This is a genomic window from Vibrio sp. 10N.286.52.C3 (assembly GCF_041468865.1).
In the GTDB taxonomy this organism is placed as follows: Bacteria; Pseudomonadota; Gammaproteobacteria; order Enterobacterales; family Vibrionaceae; genus Vibrio; species Vibrio crassostreae_C.
Genome location: NZ_JBFRJM010000075.1, coordinates 33766 through 52356 on the forward strand (window position 1 = coordinate 33766; position 18591 = coordinate 52356).

Here is an 18591-nt window from a genome sequence, read left to right on the forward strand (position 1 = left end):
TCAGCCCTTTTTTGTTGGATTGCTGTACAAGTAGTGATTCACAGCTTTTATCCAGAGGGCTCAGGAGTGCGGCAGATGCAGTAAATATCAATCCTTTTAACGTCCACTTCAAGTAGTAATTGGCATAATTGATACACAGTACTGCCGGTGGTTACAACATCATCAATTATCGCGACGTGAGAGGGGATAGTTCCTTGAACGTCTTGTTTTCGCAGCGCAAAAGCGCTCTTTAGATTGTGTAATCGTGCGGATTTAGTCAGCCCCTGCTGGGAAGCCGTTGAGCGAATTCGACGAAAGAGCACATCACTTTCAACGCCAAGCTCTTGAGCCGTGTAGTCGGCTAGCAGCTTACTTTGATTAAAGCCGCGATGAGTATATCGACGCCAATGCAGCGGCACGCTGGTGATCAGCGGAGCAGGATATTCGATACGTGATGCCAATAGCTTAGATAGATCACGTGCAAACCAAAACTTATCAGCGTACTTCATTTGCTGAATGTAACCTGCTGTAGGGAAGGTGTAATCGCCGACACAGTAGAGGCGATGCCAAGGTGGAGGTTGAGATAAGCACTGTCCGCACTGCTCTACTGTGAGCAGTGTTTTTAAACCACATCGTTGGCAGCGTGGTACTGGCTGAAAGAGTTTGAGACAAGAATTGCACCATCGAGGATGTGTATCACTGGGCAGTTTATCAAGTTTGCACAGGTGGCATTGAGGTGTGACCAGACGTGGTGTGTGTTTTTGTAGCCAATCGGATAACATAGCTCGTGATGCTTTTGGGTTATGGTGTTCCTTTTGCTCACCATACTGAAAAGCGCGGATTATCGCTGATGGAAAAAGTAGGGAATATTGAGAATGAGTGACGCGTTATATTGGCATGTTTCTGGGCAAGGGCCTGATTTAGTACTGGTTCACGGCTGGGGAATGAACGGTGCGGTATGGCAACAAACCGTTAATGCATTACAAGCTGATTTTCGAGTACATGTTGTCGATTTACCAGGGTATGGACACAGCGCGCACTGCCACGCTCAAGATCTTGAAGAGATTGCTCAGCAGCTTTTGGCCGAAGCACCAAAGCAAGCGATTTGGGTGGGTTGGTCACTTGGAGGCTTGGTCGCAACGCACATGGCTCTCCATCACTCAGATTACGTGAGCAAGCTGGTGACTGTCGCCAGTTCTCCCAAATTCGCCGCTGCAAAAGAGCCCGTGTTATGGCGAGGCATTCAGCCCAACGTATTAAGCGCATTCACCGAGCAACTGGTTGAAGATTTCCAAACCACCATCGAACGCTTTATGGCATTGCAAGCCATGGGCAGCCCTTCAGCAAGGCAAGATGTAAAACAACTCAAGCAAGCGGTGCTGTCTCGCCCGTTGCCGAACCCAGACTCATTATTGGCAGGATTAAAGATGCTGTCGGATGTCGATCTGCGTGAACAACTGCCTGAGATTTCAGTACCAATGCTACGCTTGTATGGTCGATTAGATGGATTGGTGCCAATCAAGGTTGCGAAAGACTTAGGCACAGCCTTGCCTCATACCGAGCAATACATATTTACCCAGTCTTCGCATGCACCGTTTATGACCGAAGCGGATGCCTTTTGCAGTGAGCTTGTCAGCTTCGCACAAAAATAATTGCTAAATATATATCCGGCTTGGTCGATATATAAGCTAATACCAATCACAGTAAGTGTTCAAAAATAGCGTAGGTAAAAGGCTTGAGAACAAGGCAGCTTTTTTTTGACAAGTAGTTTCGATAAGTAGTTATTCTACAATCAAAAAATCTAACGCCGTTATCGAGCATTTTAACAAGCTAGGATGATCAGTTATTTACTACGATTGGTATAACACCAACGTGTTGCATGATACTCAGACCTAACTCTCTCCAGAGCTGATTGCGCTAAGTTGGGCTATGCCTGTTGTGCGTTCTCGGTACAACAGTGTTATGGCAATATTGATGGGCGATTCTTGAGGAGAGTTCGCGATGATTGTGTCACCTGCAACTGCAGTGAGTGTTCCACTAATCGCCCCGTCCGTTAATGTGCAAACAGAGCAAGTTGCGCGTGATAATAGAGTCCGAGAACCTATTGCTCCCGCAGTAGCATTGGCGAGAACCAATGCAGAGCGTAAGGTAAAATCAGACGATAAACGAAGGCAGCAGTCGGCTTGGGATCCTTCAGACCATCCAGGTTATGAAATGGAGAACGAGTCAGAGGCCAATTCGGTTAGCCAAGAAGAGCCACAAGACCCTTTTGATCGGCTGTTCAGCTTATTGGCACTGAAAACATACAGTGCTGATCAAGGCAAAGGTTATACCATGCGTTTCCGCCTGCCAAAGCATGTTTTAGATGCGGCGATTCAGGAAGGACAGATGGAGAAACGACGTAAGGTCATAAAGTATCATTATGGTCATGCTGTTGCGCCTCATGCTCCATCAGAGATGTTGGTGGTCTTATAAATCAAAAGTTTACGAGCCAACCAAGCTTCGATGTCTTTTTTGAACACATAATAAAAAAACCTGCATACCCTAAGGGATGCAGGTTTTCTGTTTTAAGCACATCAGCTTTTTAGATGAGCTAATGGATTACTTTTTCGCTTTAGCAAAAGCGGCAGCGAATGCTCCACCCATTGCAGCGTTTTGTTGCGGCTCTTCACGACGGCGTTGGCCACCTTGCGAGTTTTGATTCGAGCGGTTTTGTGTATGAGGTGCACTTGAACGTTGAGCACGGTTGTCTTGTCCAGGCTCGTCCTTCATACGCATGCTCAGTGCAATACGTTTACGCTGAACATCCACTTCCATCACCTTCACTTTCACGATGTCGCCCGCTTTAACCACTTCACGTGGGTCAGAGACAAAGCGATCGGTCAGCGCTGAAATATGCACTAAGCCATCTTGGTGAACACCAATATCAACGAAGGCACCAAAATTCGCCACGTTCGATACCACACCTTCTAGAATCATGCCTGGTTCTAGGTCTGAAACGCTGTTTACGCCATCTGCGAAGGTTGCAGTCTTGAACTCAGGGCGAGGGTCGCGTCCCGGCTTATCCAGCTCCTTGATGATGTCGGTGACCGTTGGAACACCAAAGTTTTCATTGGTGTAATCAACCGCGTGCAAACCACGTAAGAAGTCGGTGTTACCTACCAGAGATTTGATGTCTTTGTGGTTTTTCTCGGCAATGGTTTTCACTACTGGGTAAGCTTCTGGGTGAACCGATGATGCATCTAACGGGTTCTTACCATCCATAATACGTAGGAAACCAGCACACTGTTCAAAGGCTTTTGGCCCTAAGCGAGCGACTTTCTTTAGCGTAGTACGTGCTTCGAAGCGACCATTCTCATCACGGAAATCCACGATGTTCTGAGCGATGGTGCTAGAAAGGCCGGCTACGCGAGTAAGTAGCGCGGCAGACGCTGTATTCACATCAACGCCTACGGCGTTTACACAGTCTTCGACAATCGCATCTAGGCGCTTAGCGAGCATAGTTTGGCTCACATCGTGTTGGTATTGGCCCACACCGATCGATTTAGGGTCAATCTTCACTAGCTCTGCCAGTGGATCTTGCAGACGACGAGCAATAGACACCGCACCACGAATTGATACATCCATGTTCGGGAACTCTTTTGCTGCTAGTTCAGACGCAGAATACACCGATGCGCCTGCTTCGCTAACAATGATCTTTTGCGCTTTTAGGTTGCCGCGTTTAATTACGTCAGCCACAAAGCTGTCGGTTTCGCGTGAAGCCGTACCGTTACCAATCGCAATCAAATCAACATTGAATTGACGAACCATCTGCTCAACCACGTGTGCCGATTTGTCGTATTGCTTTTGAGGTGGGTGAGGGTAAATAGTTTCTGTTGCCAAAACCTTACCGGTTGAATCCACGACAGCGATTTTCGAACCGGTGCGTAAACCTGGGTCCAAGCCTAAGGTTGCTCGAGGACCAGCTGGCGCTGCCATGAGTAGGTCTTTTAGGTTGGTTGCGAATACTTCAATCGCTTCGATCTCTGCACGCTCTTTCATTGCGCCCATCAATTCAGTTTCCATGTGCATAGAAACCTTGATGCGCCATGCCCAGCTAATCACTTGCTTACGCCAAGCATCCGCAGGTGCGCTGCTTAGGGTAATGCCGTAGTGATCAGAGATGATGTTTTCGCAGTATGAACCACGTACACCTTCTTCTTGCTCTGGGTCTGCGTTCATTGCCAGTGTTAAGAAGCCTTCATTACGGCCACGCAGCATGGCAAGTGCACGGTGAGACGGCACTTTGCTGAGTGTTTCGTTGTGCTCGAAGTAGTCTTTGAACTTCTCGCCTTCTTGCTCTTTACCTGTCACTACACGAGCGACTAGCTCTGAGTTGCGTGTTAGGTGTTGGCGAATCTTTTCTAGTAGGTTTGCGTCTTCCGCAATGCGTTCCATGATGATCGCACGAGCACCATCGAGAGCAGCTTTGGTATCGGCAATGCCTTTATCGTTGCTGATGAAGTTCGCCGCTTCCGTTTCTGGATCGTGCTGTGGTTCATTCCACAGTGTGTCGGCAAGTGGTTCTAAGCCCGCTTCAATCGCGATCTGGCCTTTAGTACGGCGCTTTGGTTTGTATGGCAGGTATAAATCTTCTAGGCGAGTCTTGCTGTCTGCTTGAGTGATATCACGCTCGAGTTCTGGCGTGAGTTTTCCTTGGTCTTGAATCGACTTAAGAATCGTTTGGCGACGATCGTCGAGCTCGCGAAGGTATGAAAGGCGACTATCAAGGTTACGTAGCTGGGTATCGTCTAAGCCACCCGTAACTTCTTTACGGTAGCGGGCAATAAAGGGAACGGTATTACCGTCGTCAATTAGGTTTACTGCGGCAGTGACTTGCTCTGAACGAACATTCAGTTCTTCAGCGATCAGTCGACAGATAGCTTGGCTCATCCGATGAATCTCTTATTTAATATCATGACAAATACATGGGGGTGAGCGTACGCTTTTTCTAGCTTTGGCTGTGTAATTATCCTGTCAGAAGTCGAATTTCCGTTTCTGATACCCGCTTTGTGCGAGATCTCTTACAAGTGATGTGAGAGTAAGTCGCTTTAGACCGATGAAATCGTCTTGATGTTACACTAAGTTGCTGATTTTATTTGATTGTGTGTTTGTGGGCGTATTTCTCACCTGAAATGTTTTTTAAGACTATCTAGGAAACACGGCCATTTGCCGTAATATTTAACTTGTCGACAGGGAGTTGGCAGGAACAGGAAAAAGCCTAATGGACTAGGTATCTTCAGGATGAAGATTTGATTACTTAGGATGAGTGGTCAGCAAGGAAGTGATAATCTCTGGATGAGATTCGCCAGTCAGGATGACAGGCTAGAATGGACACCGCTAGGATGGCGATGAACAAAAAGGAAATTGGTTAAAGGATTTAGCCACTATCAAGGAAAGATGCAGGGAGCACCTTATCTCGAAGAGATAAACAGTAGCCGGATTGCTGCGATAGAGACTTAACCCCGCTAGGCGAAAGCCTTGCGGGGTTTTCTTTTATCTGGAGTTTGGGTTTGCTGAACACTCAGTTTATCGCTAAGTGTTTATTAAGTTTGGTTATTCGTTGTCTGCGTAGCGAATCGAGTTAATGAACCACTCTTTGTCGCCTTCCGGTGTTTTTACCGTAAACTCGTCATCTACTTCTTTCTTGAGCAGAGCTCTAGCCATTGGTGAGTCGATAGAGATATAGCCTTTAGCATCGCCGTAGATCTCTTCTGGGCCGACAATTCGAAACTTCTTAATTTCCCCATCATCATTCTCAATTTCGACCCAAGCACCGAAAAATACCTTACCTTCTTGTTGTGGCGAGTAATCAACGATCGTGACATCAGGTAGGAACTTTCTTAAAAAACGCACTCGGCGATCGATCTGACGAAGTAGACGCTTATTGAAGGTGTAATCTGCGTTTTCTGAGCGATCTCCAAGGCTTGCCGCCCAAGTGACTATCTTAGTAATTTCAGGGCGCTTCTCGTGCCATAAGTGGTCATGTTCTGCTTTGAGTTTGTTATAACCTTCTCGGGTGATAAGTTTGGTTTTCATAAATCTGACTTAATGAAATGATGATCTAAGATAGAATATATAGAAAGGCAACATACGTTAACAATTATTTAGGCGACTTTTTCTCCAATAATGTTACATTTTTAATGTCTTATACCAATATACAATTTACCAAGAATGCTTAACCTTAGGTTTAAGCTTTAATAGGTGGAACCATTACATGCAAGAAAACTACAAAATTTTAGTGGTCGATGACGATGCTCGTTTACGTGCACTGTTAGAACGCTATCTGTCAGAGCAGGGCTTTCAAGTGCGTAGCGTGGCAAACAGTGAGCAGATGGACCGCCTGTTAACCCGTGAAAATTTTCACTTGATGGTATTGGATTTAATGTTGCCGGGCGAAGATGGTCTATCGATCTGTCGTCGTCTACGAAACGCAAACAACTCGCTACCAATCCTGATGCTTACTGCAAAGGGTGATGAAGTGGATCGCATTGTGGGCTTGGAAGTGGGTGCTGATGATTACCTGCCAAAACCATTTAATCCACGTGAACTGCTTGCTCGTATCAAAGCGGTACTGCGTCGCCAAGTCATTGAAGCACCGGGTGCACCAAGCACAGAAGAGTCTGTGGTTGAGTTTGGTGAGTTCCGCTTGAACTTAGGTACTCGCGAAATGTTCCGCGGTGAAGAGCCAATGCCGCTTACTTCGGGTGAATTTGCGGTTCTTAAGTCCTTGGTAACGAATGCTCGTGAGCCAATGTCTCGCGATAAGCTGATGAACATGGCTCGTGGCCGTGAGTATTCAGCAATGGAACGTTCTATCGATGTTCAGATTTCACGTCTGCGTCGTCTAGTTGAAGAAGATCCAAGCAAACCTCGCTACATCCAAACGGTGTGGGGCTTGGGTTATGTATTCGTTCCAGATGGCAAAGCTGTGTAATTCAGCTTAATAAGCTCTACAGTAGCTTTATCGATTCTGTGAATCTTACGGGTCATCTCATTAATATGCGATGGCCCGTTTTCTATTCAGCACAATGGTTTAGAGTTATAGTCATATAACACTTTCTTTATCTTTCTACATCTCGGGTACCCCATGCGTATACGTAGCTCCTTTACTCAGTCGATAGTGCTTTTCTTAACGCTATTGGTCGCTAGCCAAATTTTTTCTTATTACGCGGTGTTTAACTATGCGTTGATGCCAAGTTTGCAGCAGTTTAATAAGATTTTGGCTCACGAGCTAAACCTGGTATTGGACCAAGGCAGTGATATCGAGATCGATGCGCCATTGCGTCAGCGTGTGCTTGAACAGCTCGGGGTAACCGTTCACGCCAAGGACAGCGAAGCGGCGGGTGAGTATTACCATGCGGTCGCAATCGACCTGATGAGTGAGGAGATGACCAAGGAGCTGGGTTCTGAAACTGAAGTGCGGCTGATCTTGGGTAAAGAGAGCTATGTGCTTTGGATGGACATTGCGCAGTTACCCAACTCTTTAATTCGTATTCCGTTATCAGAGCTGCAAGAAGAGGATTTTGCACCACTGTTTCGTAACAGTCTGATCATGGCGCTGTTGATTGTCGCAGGTGGTTGGCTGTTTATCCGATTGCAAAACCGTCCGTTGATAGCGCTAGAGAAAGCGGCGCAAGGTGTCGGGCGAGGTGATATTCCACCGCCATTGCCAGTTCAAGGCGCACAAGAGATTCGCTCGGTAACTCGAGCCTTTAACCAGATGTCGAAAGGCATCCAAGAGCTAGAAGAAGACCGCGCCTTGTTGATGGCGGGTATCAGCCATGATTTACGTACTCCGTTAACGCGTATTCGCTTAGCAACCGAGATGATGTCGCCAGAAGAGAGCTATTTGGCGGAAGGCATCATCAGTGATACCGAAGAGTGTAACGAGATCATCAGTCAGTTCATGGATTACCTAAAGCCTGTTGACAGAGACTCATTCCAAGCGGTGTTTGTCGATGATATTGCGCGAGAAGTCTCTAGCTCTGAAGGTGGCTATGAGGTCCAGATTGAAACCGATATTCCAGAAACCATGAAACCTGCGTTGGGCAACCCGATCGCAATGAAGCGTGCTGTGAGCAACTTGGTGGTGAATGCGCTGCGTTACGGTAATGGTTGGGTCAAGGTATCAACTGGTATGACGGCGGATAACAAGCTTGCTTGGGTGACGGTAGAAGATAACGGGCCGGGTATTCCACAAGACCAGATCGGAAAGCTGTTTGAACCTTTCACGCGTGGTGACACGGCTCGTGGTAGCGAAGGAACGGGCTTGGGCTTAGCAATTGTGAAACGTATCGTTAGCCAGCATCAAGGTGCTGTTGTGGTCAATAACCGCAGTGAAGGTGGCTTAAAAGCGCAGATCAGTTTCCCGGTTAAGCCCTAGTTATCATCGGTCCGTTTGATGACGATAAGTTCGGTTCGGGGAACTGTTAAGAGATCCCCGACTCGGTCATTCTTCCCTCTCCGAGGATGACGAATTGCTAACCATGGACTTTGATGATGAAAGTTTACTTTGATCGTCATTCCCTATCGTGAGGAACGAGCGAATAGGGAATCTCGCTCTTGCTTGATGAAAGTAACGCACACTAAAAAGGCTTCCTTGAGGAAGCCTTTTTTACGTTTGAATACGGTCTCAGTGTTAACTATGCCTTAGTGTTAACTACGCCTTAGAGTAAACATCGCGTTCACCCAACCAACGGTTGATGATCGCCTTAGCATTGTCTGGGTAGCTATCGTGAATATGACGCGCAATACGCTGCACTTCAGGGATCAAACGTTGGTCTCGTACCAAGTCAGCAATCTTAAAGTCTGCCAAGCCCGTCTGCTTAGTGCCAAGCAGCTCACCGGGCCCTCGAATTTCTAAATCTCGCTGTGCAATCACAAAGCCATCGTTACTTTCACGTAGCACACCTAAGCGTTTCTGAGCGGTTTTAGACAGTGGTGAGTGATACAGCAATACACAATGGCTTGCGACCGAACCACGGCCGACACGGCCACGCAGTTGGTGCAGTTGCGCTAGGCCAAGACGTTCTGGGTTCTCGATGATCATTAAGCTCGAATTCGGAACATCCACGCCCACTTCAATCACGGTTGTCGCAACCAATAGATGCAGCTTGTTCTCTTTGAACTCTCTCATCACCGCCTGTTTCTCGGCGGGTTTCATTCGGCCATGGACTAAACCAATTTTTACGTCAGGCAGTTTGCGTTGTAGCTCTTCTGCTGTATCAGCTGCAGCTTGAGCTTCCAGTACTTCCGATTCATCAATCAGCGTACATACCCAGTAGGCTTGTTTGCCTTCATTGAGACACGCATTTTTCACACGTTCAACAATGTCATCGCGCTTGGTATCAGGAATTGCCACGGTTTGAATTGGGGTTCGTCCCGGTGGCAGTTCATCAATAATCGAAGTTTCGAGGTCGGCATAGGCCGTCATTGCTAACGTTCGTGGGATTGGGGTAGCGGTCATGACCAACTGATGGGGGTAGTAGCCTTGCTTTGCGCCTTTCTCACGTAGCTCTAATCGCTGGTGGACACCAAATCGGTGCTGTTCATCAATGATCACTAAACCAAGGTTTTTGAACTCGACATGCTCTTGGAACAGGGCATGAGTACCGACCACCATTTGCGCTTCGCCACTGGCAATACGTGTTAGTTCAGTTTCACGAGCTTTGCCTTTGAGCTTACCTGCTAGCCATCCAACTTGAATACCCATTGCCTCAAACCAGTTGGCAAAGTTAATCGCGTGTTGTTCTGCGAGTAGTTCAGTGGGTGCCATAAGTGCTACTTGTTGACCGTGTTCCAATGCGCGAACCGCCGCCAGTGCAGCGACTAAGGTTTTACCAGAGCCCACATCACCTTGCACTAAACGCATCATAGGATGCGGCTTTTCCAAGTCAGCTTCGATCTCTTTGGTCACTCGTGCTTGGGCATTGGTTGGTGAAAACGGCAGCTGAGCCAGTAGCTTATCTTTAAGGGTGTTTACTGGAGGAAAAGGCATTGCCTTGTCTTGCTGCCCTTTGCTACGAACAGACAACATAGACAGGTTTTGAGCCAGTAACTCTTCCATAATTAGGCGCAGTTGCGCAGGGTGCTTGCCTTCATCAAACAGCTCTAGGTCAATGCCCGGGGGCGGCCTGTGAATGGTATGCAGTGCTTGTGCGAGGGTAATTTGGTGGTCGTATAAACCTGATGGGAGAAGCTCGTTAACTGCGGCCTTGTCGATTAGCTCTAAGGCTTGATCGGTAAGATTACGCAGCGTGACTTGTCTTAGCCCTTCGGTGGTTGGGTACACCGGAGTCAGATTGGCTTCAACGTCTGGCTGTTGCCTCGGCGCAAAGAATTTGTAGTCCGGATGGACGATCTCAAGCCCCATATTACCGCGCTTGATCTCACCATAAGCATGCACTTGTTTGCCTTCGGCAAAGTTATTCTTCATGCCTGCAGTGAAGTTGAAAAAACGCAGTGTAATAGTGCCATTACCATCACTGATCTTTACTGCGAGCATCTTACGTTTACCGAAAATGGTATCGACGTGCATTACCTTGCCTTGCACTGCTGCCCATAAACCAGCATGCAGTTTTACGATTGGATAGATACGCGTTCGATCTTCGTAGCGCAAAGGCAGGTGAAACAGTAAATCTTGTACGTTGTTAAGCCCAACCTTCTCCAGTTTCTCTGCGACTTTTGCGCCGACTCCAGATAAAGAGTTGAGAGGGATAGCAGATAAAAGCTGTGACATAACAAGGCTCATAAACATAAGAGAGATAATCTATTCAAGCATTTTACTGGATTTTTGTACAGGATAAAGCGTAAGAGCAGATTAGGAGCAGATGCGGGATGCGGGTAAACGAGATGCGAAGGGATAAGAGCAGATGCGGGATGCGGGTAAACGAGACACGAAGGAATGAAGAGCAGATACGGGGTACGAGTAAACGAGATACGAAAAGATTAAAAAAGATGTGGAGCCAAGATGGTGAGTCACGAAGTCTTTTGCTCTTCGCATCTCGCCATCTCGAATCCCTCATCTTTACTTTGATCAGTTCTTACGACGTCTTACTTTCAGCGCGTGTGGCATCACACGTAGCTTTTTCATAATACTTGCAAGATGAACACGATCTTTGGTGGTCAGCAAGATAGTCACTGTGTACAGGCGTCCATCACGTTCTTCAGTTGAAATACCGTGAATGTTCGAGCCTGTTTTCGAGATAACGTTAGTTAACTCAGCCAGTGCACCTTGGTGATTCTGCAGATCAACCTGAAGTTCAGCAGTGAACTCTTGGTCGTAATCGTCAGACCATTCAACCGCCATGTATTTGTCTGGTTCTTTCTGGTAACCACGAACGTTTGGACACGTTTCACGGTGAACCACAAGGCCACGACCTGGCGATACATGGGCAATGATGTGATCATCTGGAATTGGGTGACAACAGTTAGCGAACGTCAGTAGTAGACCTTCAGCACCACGGATAGCCAATTTCTTCCTTGGTGTGTCACTGTTGTTTTCTACTTCAGTCAGTTCGTCAGCATCACCAAGCAGACGACGAGCAATTACGATACTCATCAGCTCACCAAGACCAATCGACGCCAGTAAGTCTTCAACGCTTTCTAGGCGTAAGTCAGACAATACATGGTCAATATTCTCTTGGCCGATATCGGCAATAGAGTGTTCGCCAAGTGCATGATTCAGTAAACGACGGCCTAGCGTGATCGACTCTTCACGACGCATGGTTTTTAGAACCTGACGGATCTTTGTACGTGCGCGTGAGGTCACTACGTAGTTGAGCCATGCTGCATTCGGACGTGCGCCCGGAGCACTGATGATCTCAATAGTTTGACCGTTCTTCAGCGATTTGCTGAGTGGGTAAGGGTTCATGTCTACACGAGCACCTACACACATGTTGCCGACATCGGTATGCACCGCGTAAGCAAAATCGACCGCTGTTGCGCCTGCCGGAAGCTCGACAATGCGACCCTTCGGCGTGAACACGAAGATCTCATCTGGGAACAGATCAGACTTAACGTTTTCAATGAATTCGAATGAGTTACCCGCGCTTTGTTGCAGCTCAAGTAAGCTCTGCATCCAACGTTGTGCTTTAACCTGTGCGGTTGTGCCATTACTGCTGCGTGAGCCGTTGCCTTTGTAAGACCAGTGCGCTGCGACACCTTTGTCTGCCATTTGATCCATATCTTCAGTACGGATCTGAACCTCAACTGGCACCCCGTGAGGGCCGATCATTGACGTGTGCAGAGATTGGTAGCCGTTGGCTTTTGGTACCGCAATGTAATCTTTCATGCGGCCAGGGCGAGGCTTGTACAGGCTGTGAGCCTGACCAAGTACGCGATAACAAGTATCTGGGGTATCAACCACGACGCGGAAAGCGTAGATGTCCATAATGGTGTGGAAGCGCTGCTCTTTAGTTTTCATCTTGTTGTAGATGGAGAACAGGTTTTTTTCACGACCAAGTACGCGAGCAGGCAAACCGACCTCTTCAAGGCGGCCTTCAATTTCGCTATGGATACGTTGGATCATTTCCTTACGGTTACCACGCGCAGCTTTCACTACGTTTTTAAGTACGCGATAACGGTTAGGATAGAGGGCTTCAAAGCCCAGCTCTTCTAGTTCGGTCTTGATGTTATGAATACCAAGACGGTGAGCTAGTGGAGAATAAATCTCTAGGGTTTCACGAGCAATACGACGCTTTTTGTCAGGACGAAGTGCCCCAAGCGTGCGCATGTTGTGAGTACGGTCAGCTAATTTGATCAAGATAACGCGGATGTCTTGCACCATGGCGAGAACCATCTTGCGGAAGTTCTCTGCTTGCGCTTCTTTGCGATCACGAAATTTAAGCTTATCCAGCTTAGATACACCATCAACCAATTCAGCAACGGTATTGCCAAATTTTTCCTCTAGATCTTCTTTAGTGACATCACAGTCTTCGATGACATCATGAAGCAGAGCAGCTTGCAGGGTTTCGATATCCAGACGCATTTCTGCCAGGATTCTTGAAACAGCTACAGGATGGATAATGTATGGTTCACCGCTTGAGCGGGTTTGCCCTTCATGGGCGTCTCTCGCTACCACATAAGATTGACGCAGAGCCTCAATTTGAGGCTCTGTTAGGTATTCTTGGGCAACGTCTTTGAGGCTATCGAATAGATACAAATTAAAGGCCCGGAAGGTTAATTAGTTCGAATGACGCTTTTTGCGAATATGAGCTAACGAGTGTGAGCGATGCTGCTTACTGCTGCAAGTTCAGCCGCTTCTTGCTCTTGTTGCTCTTGACGTTCACGAGCATCTAGTACGTCTTTAGTGATAAGACCTTCTTCGATTTCGCGAAGAGCGATAACCGTTGGCTTATCGTTTTCTTCAGGCACTAGTGAATCTTTACCGCCAGTTTGCATTTGACGTGCGCGGCGAGCCGCAATAAGAACTAGGTCGAAACGGTTGCCAACTTTTTCAACAGCGTCTTGAACAGTTACGCGTGCCATGAGGACTCCAAATAGTAATTAACTAATAAATTTTTGATGACGAGAAAGTATACAAGTTTAACTAGATACTTTCTAGATCACCGTATACTTATCTCAATAGAAAATCTAGGGGATCTAGATTATTCCGCTAATAAAGCAGTAAGCATGCCGCTGTATTTCGCTGCTTGCTTATCTTCTTTTAAGCGTTCCGCACGAATGATAGCTCTGAAGTCCATTAGGGCTGCATCAAAGTCGTCATTCACGATCACATAATCATATTCTGCATAGTGAGAAATCTCTGATTTTGCTTCGCTCATGCGTTTCGCAATAACTTCGTCGCTGTCTTGACCGCGAACATTCAAACGACGCTCTAGTTCACCATTTGATGGTGGAAGAATGAATACACTCTTCGCTTGAGGCATTTGTTCACGGATCTGACGAGCACCTTGCCAGTCGATATCTAGGAATACATCGATACCGCGGTTTAGGTTTTCTTCAATCCAAACGCGTGAAGTACCGTAGTAGTTGCCGAACACTTCAGCGTACTCTAGGAATTCACCTTTAGTAATAAGGTCTTCAAAATGATGCTTCTCTACGAAGTGGTAGTGAACACCATTTTCTTCACCAGGGCGCATACCGCGAGTGGTGTGTGAAACAGATACCTTCATTGCGTAGGTTGGATTGGTTTCTAGCATTGCTGAGATCAAGCTCGACTTACCTGCGCCACTAGGTGCAGATACGATGTAAAGAGTACCTTTGCCCATCTGTATATTTCCACTGTTGGTTGGATTGAGTGAAGGCAATAAACCTACACTTTAAAAGATAGCACTGACTCTAATTTTTGTTCCGATGGCGCATCTACTAATTGTGCCGTTGGTTACGTCTATAAAGAGATAACGAGTAAAACTAATAGAAGCAACTGGTGAAAATTAGGTCAGAAAAATGGAGGCGAAGAGTAGCATATTTAGATGATTGAGAACAACTGGCTTGATCGTTATTTATTAGCGAATGATCTTCTCAAGGATCTTTGTATAAATGTAATGACTCGTCATCGGTACTTTTTTATGTGATCTGGACAAAATTTGTTGAAGTTTTAATCTCAATCCTTACAATCCGCGCAAACGATTAAATGCTGTATATATCTAGTGATATGGACTAGATGTTTCTACTACCGAGCCTACCTTGGTGACTACAGTTTTTAGTGTAGAGACCTCTCTATTCTCACAGCATTTGAATCACCAAATTTTTAATTTATTGCAAAGGTTTTGTTGTGAGTACCGATTCCACCCTGAAAGCCCAGAACACCTCTGGCTCGCTTGATTCGATGTTTAAAATCACTGAAAGAAAAACCACGATTGGCACTGAGCTGTATGCGGGTTTCATTACTTTCTTGGCGATGAGTTACATTCTGGCGGTTAACCCAGCAATTTTGGGTGATATTCCAGGCATGGACAAAGGTGCCGTGTTTACTGCAACGGCTCTGTCTGCGGCAATCGCAACCCTAATTATGGGCATTTGGGGCAACTACCCTGTAATGCTAGCGCCGGGCATGAGTATGAACGGCTTTTTCAAAGGTCTGCTGTTAAGTGGATCTGTTGCCGTGCTTTGGAATGAAGCGCTGTTCGGTATCTTCCTATCTGGTATTTTGTACCTTGCGTTCTCATTGACCAATATTCGTAAATCGATGATTGAATCGATTCCTGAAGATTTGAAGTTGGCGATTACCGTGTCTCTCGGACTGTTCATTGCTTTCTTAGGTCTTAAGAATGCGGGCATCATCGTTTCTAACCCATTCGTATTGGTAGGCTTAGGCGACATTTCTGATCCAAAAGTGATCATCGCTTACGTGAGCATCTTCATCGCACTGGGTTGTATGGTTCGTGACATCAAGCTAGCAACGTTCATCTCATTCGTTTCTGCTATCGTGTTGACGATTCTTGCTGACGTCTTCATGGGCACTTCAAACGCACCAATCCCAGAGCAGTTCATTGCTATGCCACCAAGCATGGCTGGCAGCTTCGGCGCTATCTTCGATTTCTCTGCTTTCACGCCAGAGAAAATGTTCGACTTACTGTTCATCGTACTTATCTTCTTGATTGTCGATTTCTTTGATGGCTTGAGCACCATTGTCGGCGTTGGCCGTGATGCGGGTATCATCGATAAAGACGGCAAGGTGCCAAACGCGAAATCGGCTCTAGTAGCAGATGCGGGCGGTACTGTGATTGGTTCAATTCTTGGTACCACATCGATCACTGCTTTCTCTGAGTCTGGCATCGCTTCTTCTCAAGGTGCAAAAACGGGTTTGGCAGCAGTCATGGTGGCTGGTCTGTTCCTAATCTCGCTATTCCTATACCCAATCTTCTCTATCTTCTCGGCTGCAATGGTTGCACCGGCGATGGTAGTAGTCGGCATCTACATGGTCGGTCGCCTTGGTCAGATTAATTGGGAAAAGAAAGAGTCACGCATTGCAGCCTTTTTTACCATCATGTTCACAGTGCTAAGCTTCTCTCCTGCGAACGGTATGGCGATGGGCTTCATCAGCTACGCATTCACAATGGTTGTGGCAGGTAAGCGCAAAGAAGTACACCCGCTTATCTACGGACTGTGTGTGGTGTTCTTAACTTACCTGATTCTGCTTTAAGGCTAATTAGTCACTAAGAAGTCGCTAAGTAAAAGACAAACAGATGGCTCTGCAGTGAATGCGGGGCCATTTTTGTATTTGTTGCTTTTTACCGTTGCTTCTTAATGTTGGTTACCGATGAGTTGATGGCGTTAGCCTAAAGTCGGTGCTTTGACAGTACGCGACTTATATTGATGCATGCTATTGTAGAGACTGGATTAATTATTTTTTGAAGAGTGACTATGCCTTCTAACTTACCTAGATCTTTTAGTAAGCCGTTTTTAAAAGTATTCCACATTATGGAAGCGGTATTGCTGGTGGCGATCACGCTCGCGACCTTGTTTGCGATGGTCGAAGAGTTCATGCATGTCTTCGCTGAACGTCGAGTGCAATTGACCGACATTCTGCTGATGTTCATCTATTTAGAAGTGTTGGCGATGGTTCAGCAGTTTGTGATGAACGGTAAGATCCCAGTGCGATACCCAATCTATATCGCGATGATGGCGATTGCTCGTTACATCACTTTGGGCATGAAAGAACTCGATGCGGTATTGATCGTTTGGTTATCTTTAGCGGCATTTATCTTAGCAGCAGCAACTCTGTTGATTCGAGTCGGTCACCATTACTGGCCATATGTCGATCTCAGAACTAAGCAGCCGGACGAGTAAATTTTTTGAGATCAAAGTCTTACAAATCAAGCCCGGCGACCTAGCTGGGCTTGAATTCAAGCCAACCGAACAAAAAAACATCAATTATTTTCAAATAAAGCTTTACAACCCGACCCAGATCACCAAGAATGGCCTCGCTCTGTTTTCAGAGTTATTAAATGAAACATCAGTTGTAAAGTAAAACCCTTAGTATTGCTTCATTGTTATTCTCAGTGTTTCCCTTGGCTTCATAGATACATTAAATAATTCAAGCTTTCAGCGCATCGCACTTTTGGCGATTAATTTTTTATTTTTATATAAGGGACACATCATGTCTAACAAAGTAAACGGCGTAGTAAAATGGTTTAACGAAGAGAAAGGCTTCGGTTTCCTAACTCAAGACAACGGCGGCGCTGACGTATTCGTACACTTCCGTGCAATCGCTTCTGAAGGTTTCAAGACTCTTAAAGAAGGCCAACAAGTGTCTTTCGAAGTAGAGCAAGGCCAAAAAGGTCTTCAAGCTGCAAACGTTGTAGCTCTATAAGATTTTAAGTCGGCGCAGGTTGCATTAGCAACTTGCGTCACTTTCTCTCTCAAATCTGTTTTCCCCTCAGTTTTACCGTAACACTCTTCTCCACTAGCAATACCTCCTCAAAATATTCAAAAATCCTGTTTTACGTCCGTTATCTCGTTCTAACTATCGTTGTATCTGTTCTTTGCTCTAACTCAACCTTCTACGTAACAACCAGTCACTTGCTCATCCTGATTACTATTACTGTATCCATAAAAAAAAGCCCCTAAAATTAGGAGCTCATTTTGATCTAATCAACACTGATTAAGCTGATTATTCTTTATCGTGTACAGCTTACAGACTGTTATTCAATGTTTTGGATCTGCTCACGCATCTGTTCGATAAGAACCTTAAGCTCTACGCCTGATGCTGTGATGTCTGTGCTGATAGACTTAGACGCTAGCGTGTTTGACTCACGGTTGAACTCTTGCATCATGAAGTCTAGCTTACGGCCACAAGCGCCACCTTTCTTCAGTACTGCATTTGCTTCTTTCACGTGAGAATCTAGACGGTCTAGCTCTTCTGCTACGTCTGACTTCTGCGCAAGTAGGATAAGCTCTTGCTCAACACGAGAACCTTCAAGTTCGATTTTCGCATCTTCAAATTTGGTAAGAAGACGCTCACGTTGCCACTCTAGGATCTCAGGCATGCGTGCACGAACTTTCACTACTTCTTCAGTGATTGCATCTAAGCGCTTTACGATTAGCGCCTTCATGTTCTCACCTTCACGAGCACGAGCATCAATGAACTCTGCGATAGCATCGTTGAATGCTTCAAGTAGGTCTTTGTTGATGGCATCCATGTCTTGCTCTGGCGTTTCCATCACACCAGGCCAATTCATGACTTGGAATGGGTTCAAACGGCTGTCTTCACCTGTCATCGTCATTACTTGGTTCGCAGCATTGATTACTTGCTGAGCCAAACCTTCGTTAATGCTTAGTTCGCCCTTTGCAGCAGGGTTTGCTTCAAAGCGTAGGTTACATTCAACCTTACCGCGTGCAAGACGCTTACGGAAACGCTCACGCAAGATTGGCTCTAAACCACGGAACTGTTCAGGCATACGGAAGTAAGTTTCTAGGTAGCGTTGGTTTACACTACGGATTTCCCATACTGCGCTGCCCCAATCGCCTTTTACTTCTTTGCGTGCGTACGCGGTCATACTATAAATCATCGAATTTTCCTGTCTTTTATCATTCTGAAAATAACGCGCACGCATAGTATCACGATATGGTGTGCTCTCGAAGCCTGTCGCTTTTCACTGTAAA

Annotated in this window: 15 protein-coding genes and 1 riboswitch; of the genes, 7 read left to right on the forward strand and 8 right to left on the reverse strand. The window is 46.2% G+C overall.

The window, feature by feature from the left end:
• Positions 1 to 47: 47 nt before the first annotated feature.
• Positions 48 to 761 carry a ComF family protein gene (locus AB4138_RS21660; RefSeq protein WP_170962812.1) on the reverse strand — a complete coding sequence of 238 codons (714 nt, stop codon included), beginning with the start codon at positions 759 to 761 and terminating at the stop codon, positions 48 to 50.
• A gap of 93 nt (positions 762 to 854) precedes the next feature.
• Between AB4138_RS21660 and bioH the strand changes: the two genes are divergently transcribed.
• Positions 855 to 1631: a pimeloyl-ACP methyl ester esterase BioH gene (gene bioH / locus AB4138_RS21665; protein WP_017063077.1), complete on the forward strand. Its 777-nt coding sequence runs from the start codon at positions 855 to 857 to the stop codon at positions 1629 to 1631.
• Positions 1632 to 1980: 349 nt separating this feature from the next.
• On the forward strand, positions 1981 to 2454 hold the full coding sequence (locus AB4138_RS21670) for a hypothetical protein (RefSeq protein ID WP_017066129.1): 474 nt from the start codon (positions 1981 to 1983) through the stop codon (positions 2452 to 2454).
• A 126-nt stretch (positions 2455 to 2580) separates the two neighbouring features.
• On the opposite strand, the gene AB4138_RS21675 is transcribed toward AB4138_RS21670, so the two are convergent.
• Positions 2581 to 4911, reverse strand: coding sequence for a Tex family protein (locus AB4138_RS21675; protein ID WP_372307644.1), 2331 nt, complete (start codon positions 4909 to 4911; stop codon positions 2581 to 2583).
• 663 nt (positions 4912 to 5574) lie between these two features.
• Complete coding sequence (greB, locus tag AB4138_RS21680; protein ID WP_017062470.1) at positions 5575 to 6057, reverse strand: transcription elongation factor GreB; 483 nt, start codon at positions 6055 to 6057, stop codon at positions 5575 to 5577.
• A gap of 178 nt (positions 6058 to 6235) precedes the next feature.
• Here greB and ompR point away from each other — a divergent pair, with 178 nt between their 5' ends.
• Both ompR and envZ read left to right on the forward strand, forming a co-directional pair.
• A complete protein-coding gene (gene ompR / locus AB4138_RS21685; protein ID WP_008218409.1) occupies positions 6236 to 6955 on the forward strand; it encodes a two-component system response regulator OmpR in 720 nt (239 codons plus the stop codon).
• Between the two features lie 153 nt (positions 6956 to 7108).
• The gene (gene envZ / locus AB4138_RS21690) at positions 7109 to 8404 is read left to right on the forward strand and encodes a two-component system sensor histidine kinase EnvZ (protein WP_372307647.1); all 1296 of its coding nucleotides are present in this window, start codon (positions 7109 to 7111) and stop codon (positions 8402 to 8404) included.
• Positions 8405 to 8680: 276 nt separating this feature from the next.
• Here the strand turns inward: envZ and recG are convergent, their stop codons facing one another.
• The 4 genes from recG to gmk all read right to left on the reverse strand — a co-directional run bounded on the left by recG (position 8681) and on the right by gmk (position 14252).
• Positions 8681 to 10759 (reverse strand): ATP-dependent DNA helicase RecG, encoded by a 2079-nt coding sequence (gene recG, locus AB4138_RS21695; protein ID WP_017063082.1) that lies wholly within the window; start codon positions 10757 to 10759, stop codon positions 8681 to 8683.
• 297 nt (positions 10760 to 11056) lie between these two features.
• A complete protein-coding gene (gene spoT, locus AB4138_RS21700; protein WP_372051182.1) occupies positions 11057 to 13183 on the reverse strand; it encodes a bifunctional GTP diphosphokinase/guanosine-3',5'-bis pyrophosphate 3'-pyrophosphohydrolase in 2127 nt (708 codons plus the stop codon).
• 53 nt (positions 13184 to 13236) lie between these two features.
• Positions 13237 to 13509, reverse strand: a complete 273-nt coding sequence (rpoZ, locus tag AB4138_RS21705) for a DNA-directed RNA polymerase subunit omega (RefSeq protein ID WP_009848003.1) — start codon at positions 13507 to 13509, stop codon at positions 13237 to 13239.
• A 119-nt stretch (positions 13510 to 13628) separates the two neighbouring features.
• Entirely contained in the window at positions 13629 to 14252 is a 624-nt protein-coding gene (gene gmk / locus AB4138_RS21710) for a guanylate kinase (RefSeq protein WP_017062466.1), read from the reverse strand.
• Between the two features lie 348 nt (positions 14253 to 14600).
• A riboswitch (purine riboswitch) is annotated at positions 14601 to 14700 on the forward strand.
• A gap of 58 nt (positions 14701 to 14758) precedes the next feature.
• On the opposite strand from gmk, the gene AB4138_RS21715 reads away from it, so the two are divergent.
• The 3 genes from AB4138_RS21715 (at position 14759) to AB4138_RS21725 (ending at position 17299) form a co-directional block, all read left to right on the forward strand.
• Positions 14759 to 16129: an NCS2 family permease gene (locus AB4138_RS21715; protein WP_017062465.1), complete on the forward strand. Its 1371-nt coding sequence runs from the start codon at positions 14759 to 14761 to the stop codon at positions 16127 to 16129.
• A 221-nt stretch (positions 16130 to 16350) separates the two neighbouring features.
• Positions 16351 to 16776, forward strand: a complete 426-nt coding sequence (locus AB4138_RS21720) for a phosphate-starvation-inducible protein PsiE (RefSeq protein WP_050652097.1) — start codon at positions 16351 to 16353, stop codon at positions 16774 to 16776.
• A gap of 310 nt (positions 16777 to 17086) precedes the next feature.
• Entirely contained in the window at positions 17087 to 17299 is a 213-nt protein-coding gene (locus AB4138_RS21725; protein WP_017071067.1) for a cold-shock protein, read from the forward strand.
• 331 nt (positions 17300 to 17630) lie between these two features.
• Here AB4138_RS21725 and AB4138_RS21730 read toward each other — a convergent pair whose 3' ends face one another.
• Positions 17631 to 18497, reverse strand: coding sequence for a YicC/YloC family endoribonuclease (locus tag AB4138_RS21730; RefSeq protein ID WP_017069239.1), 867 nt, complete (start codon positions 18495 to 18497; stop codon positions 17631 to 17633).
• Positions 18498 to 18591: the final 94 nt, after the last annotated feature.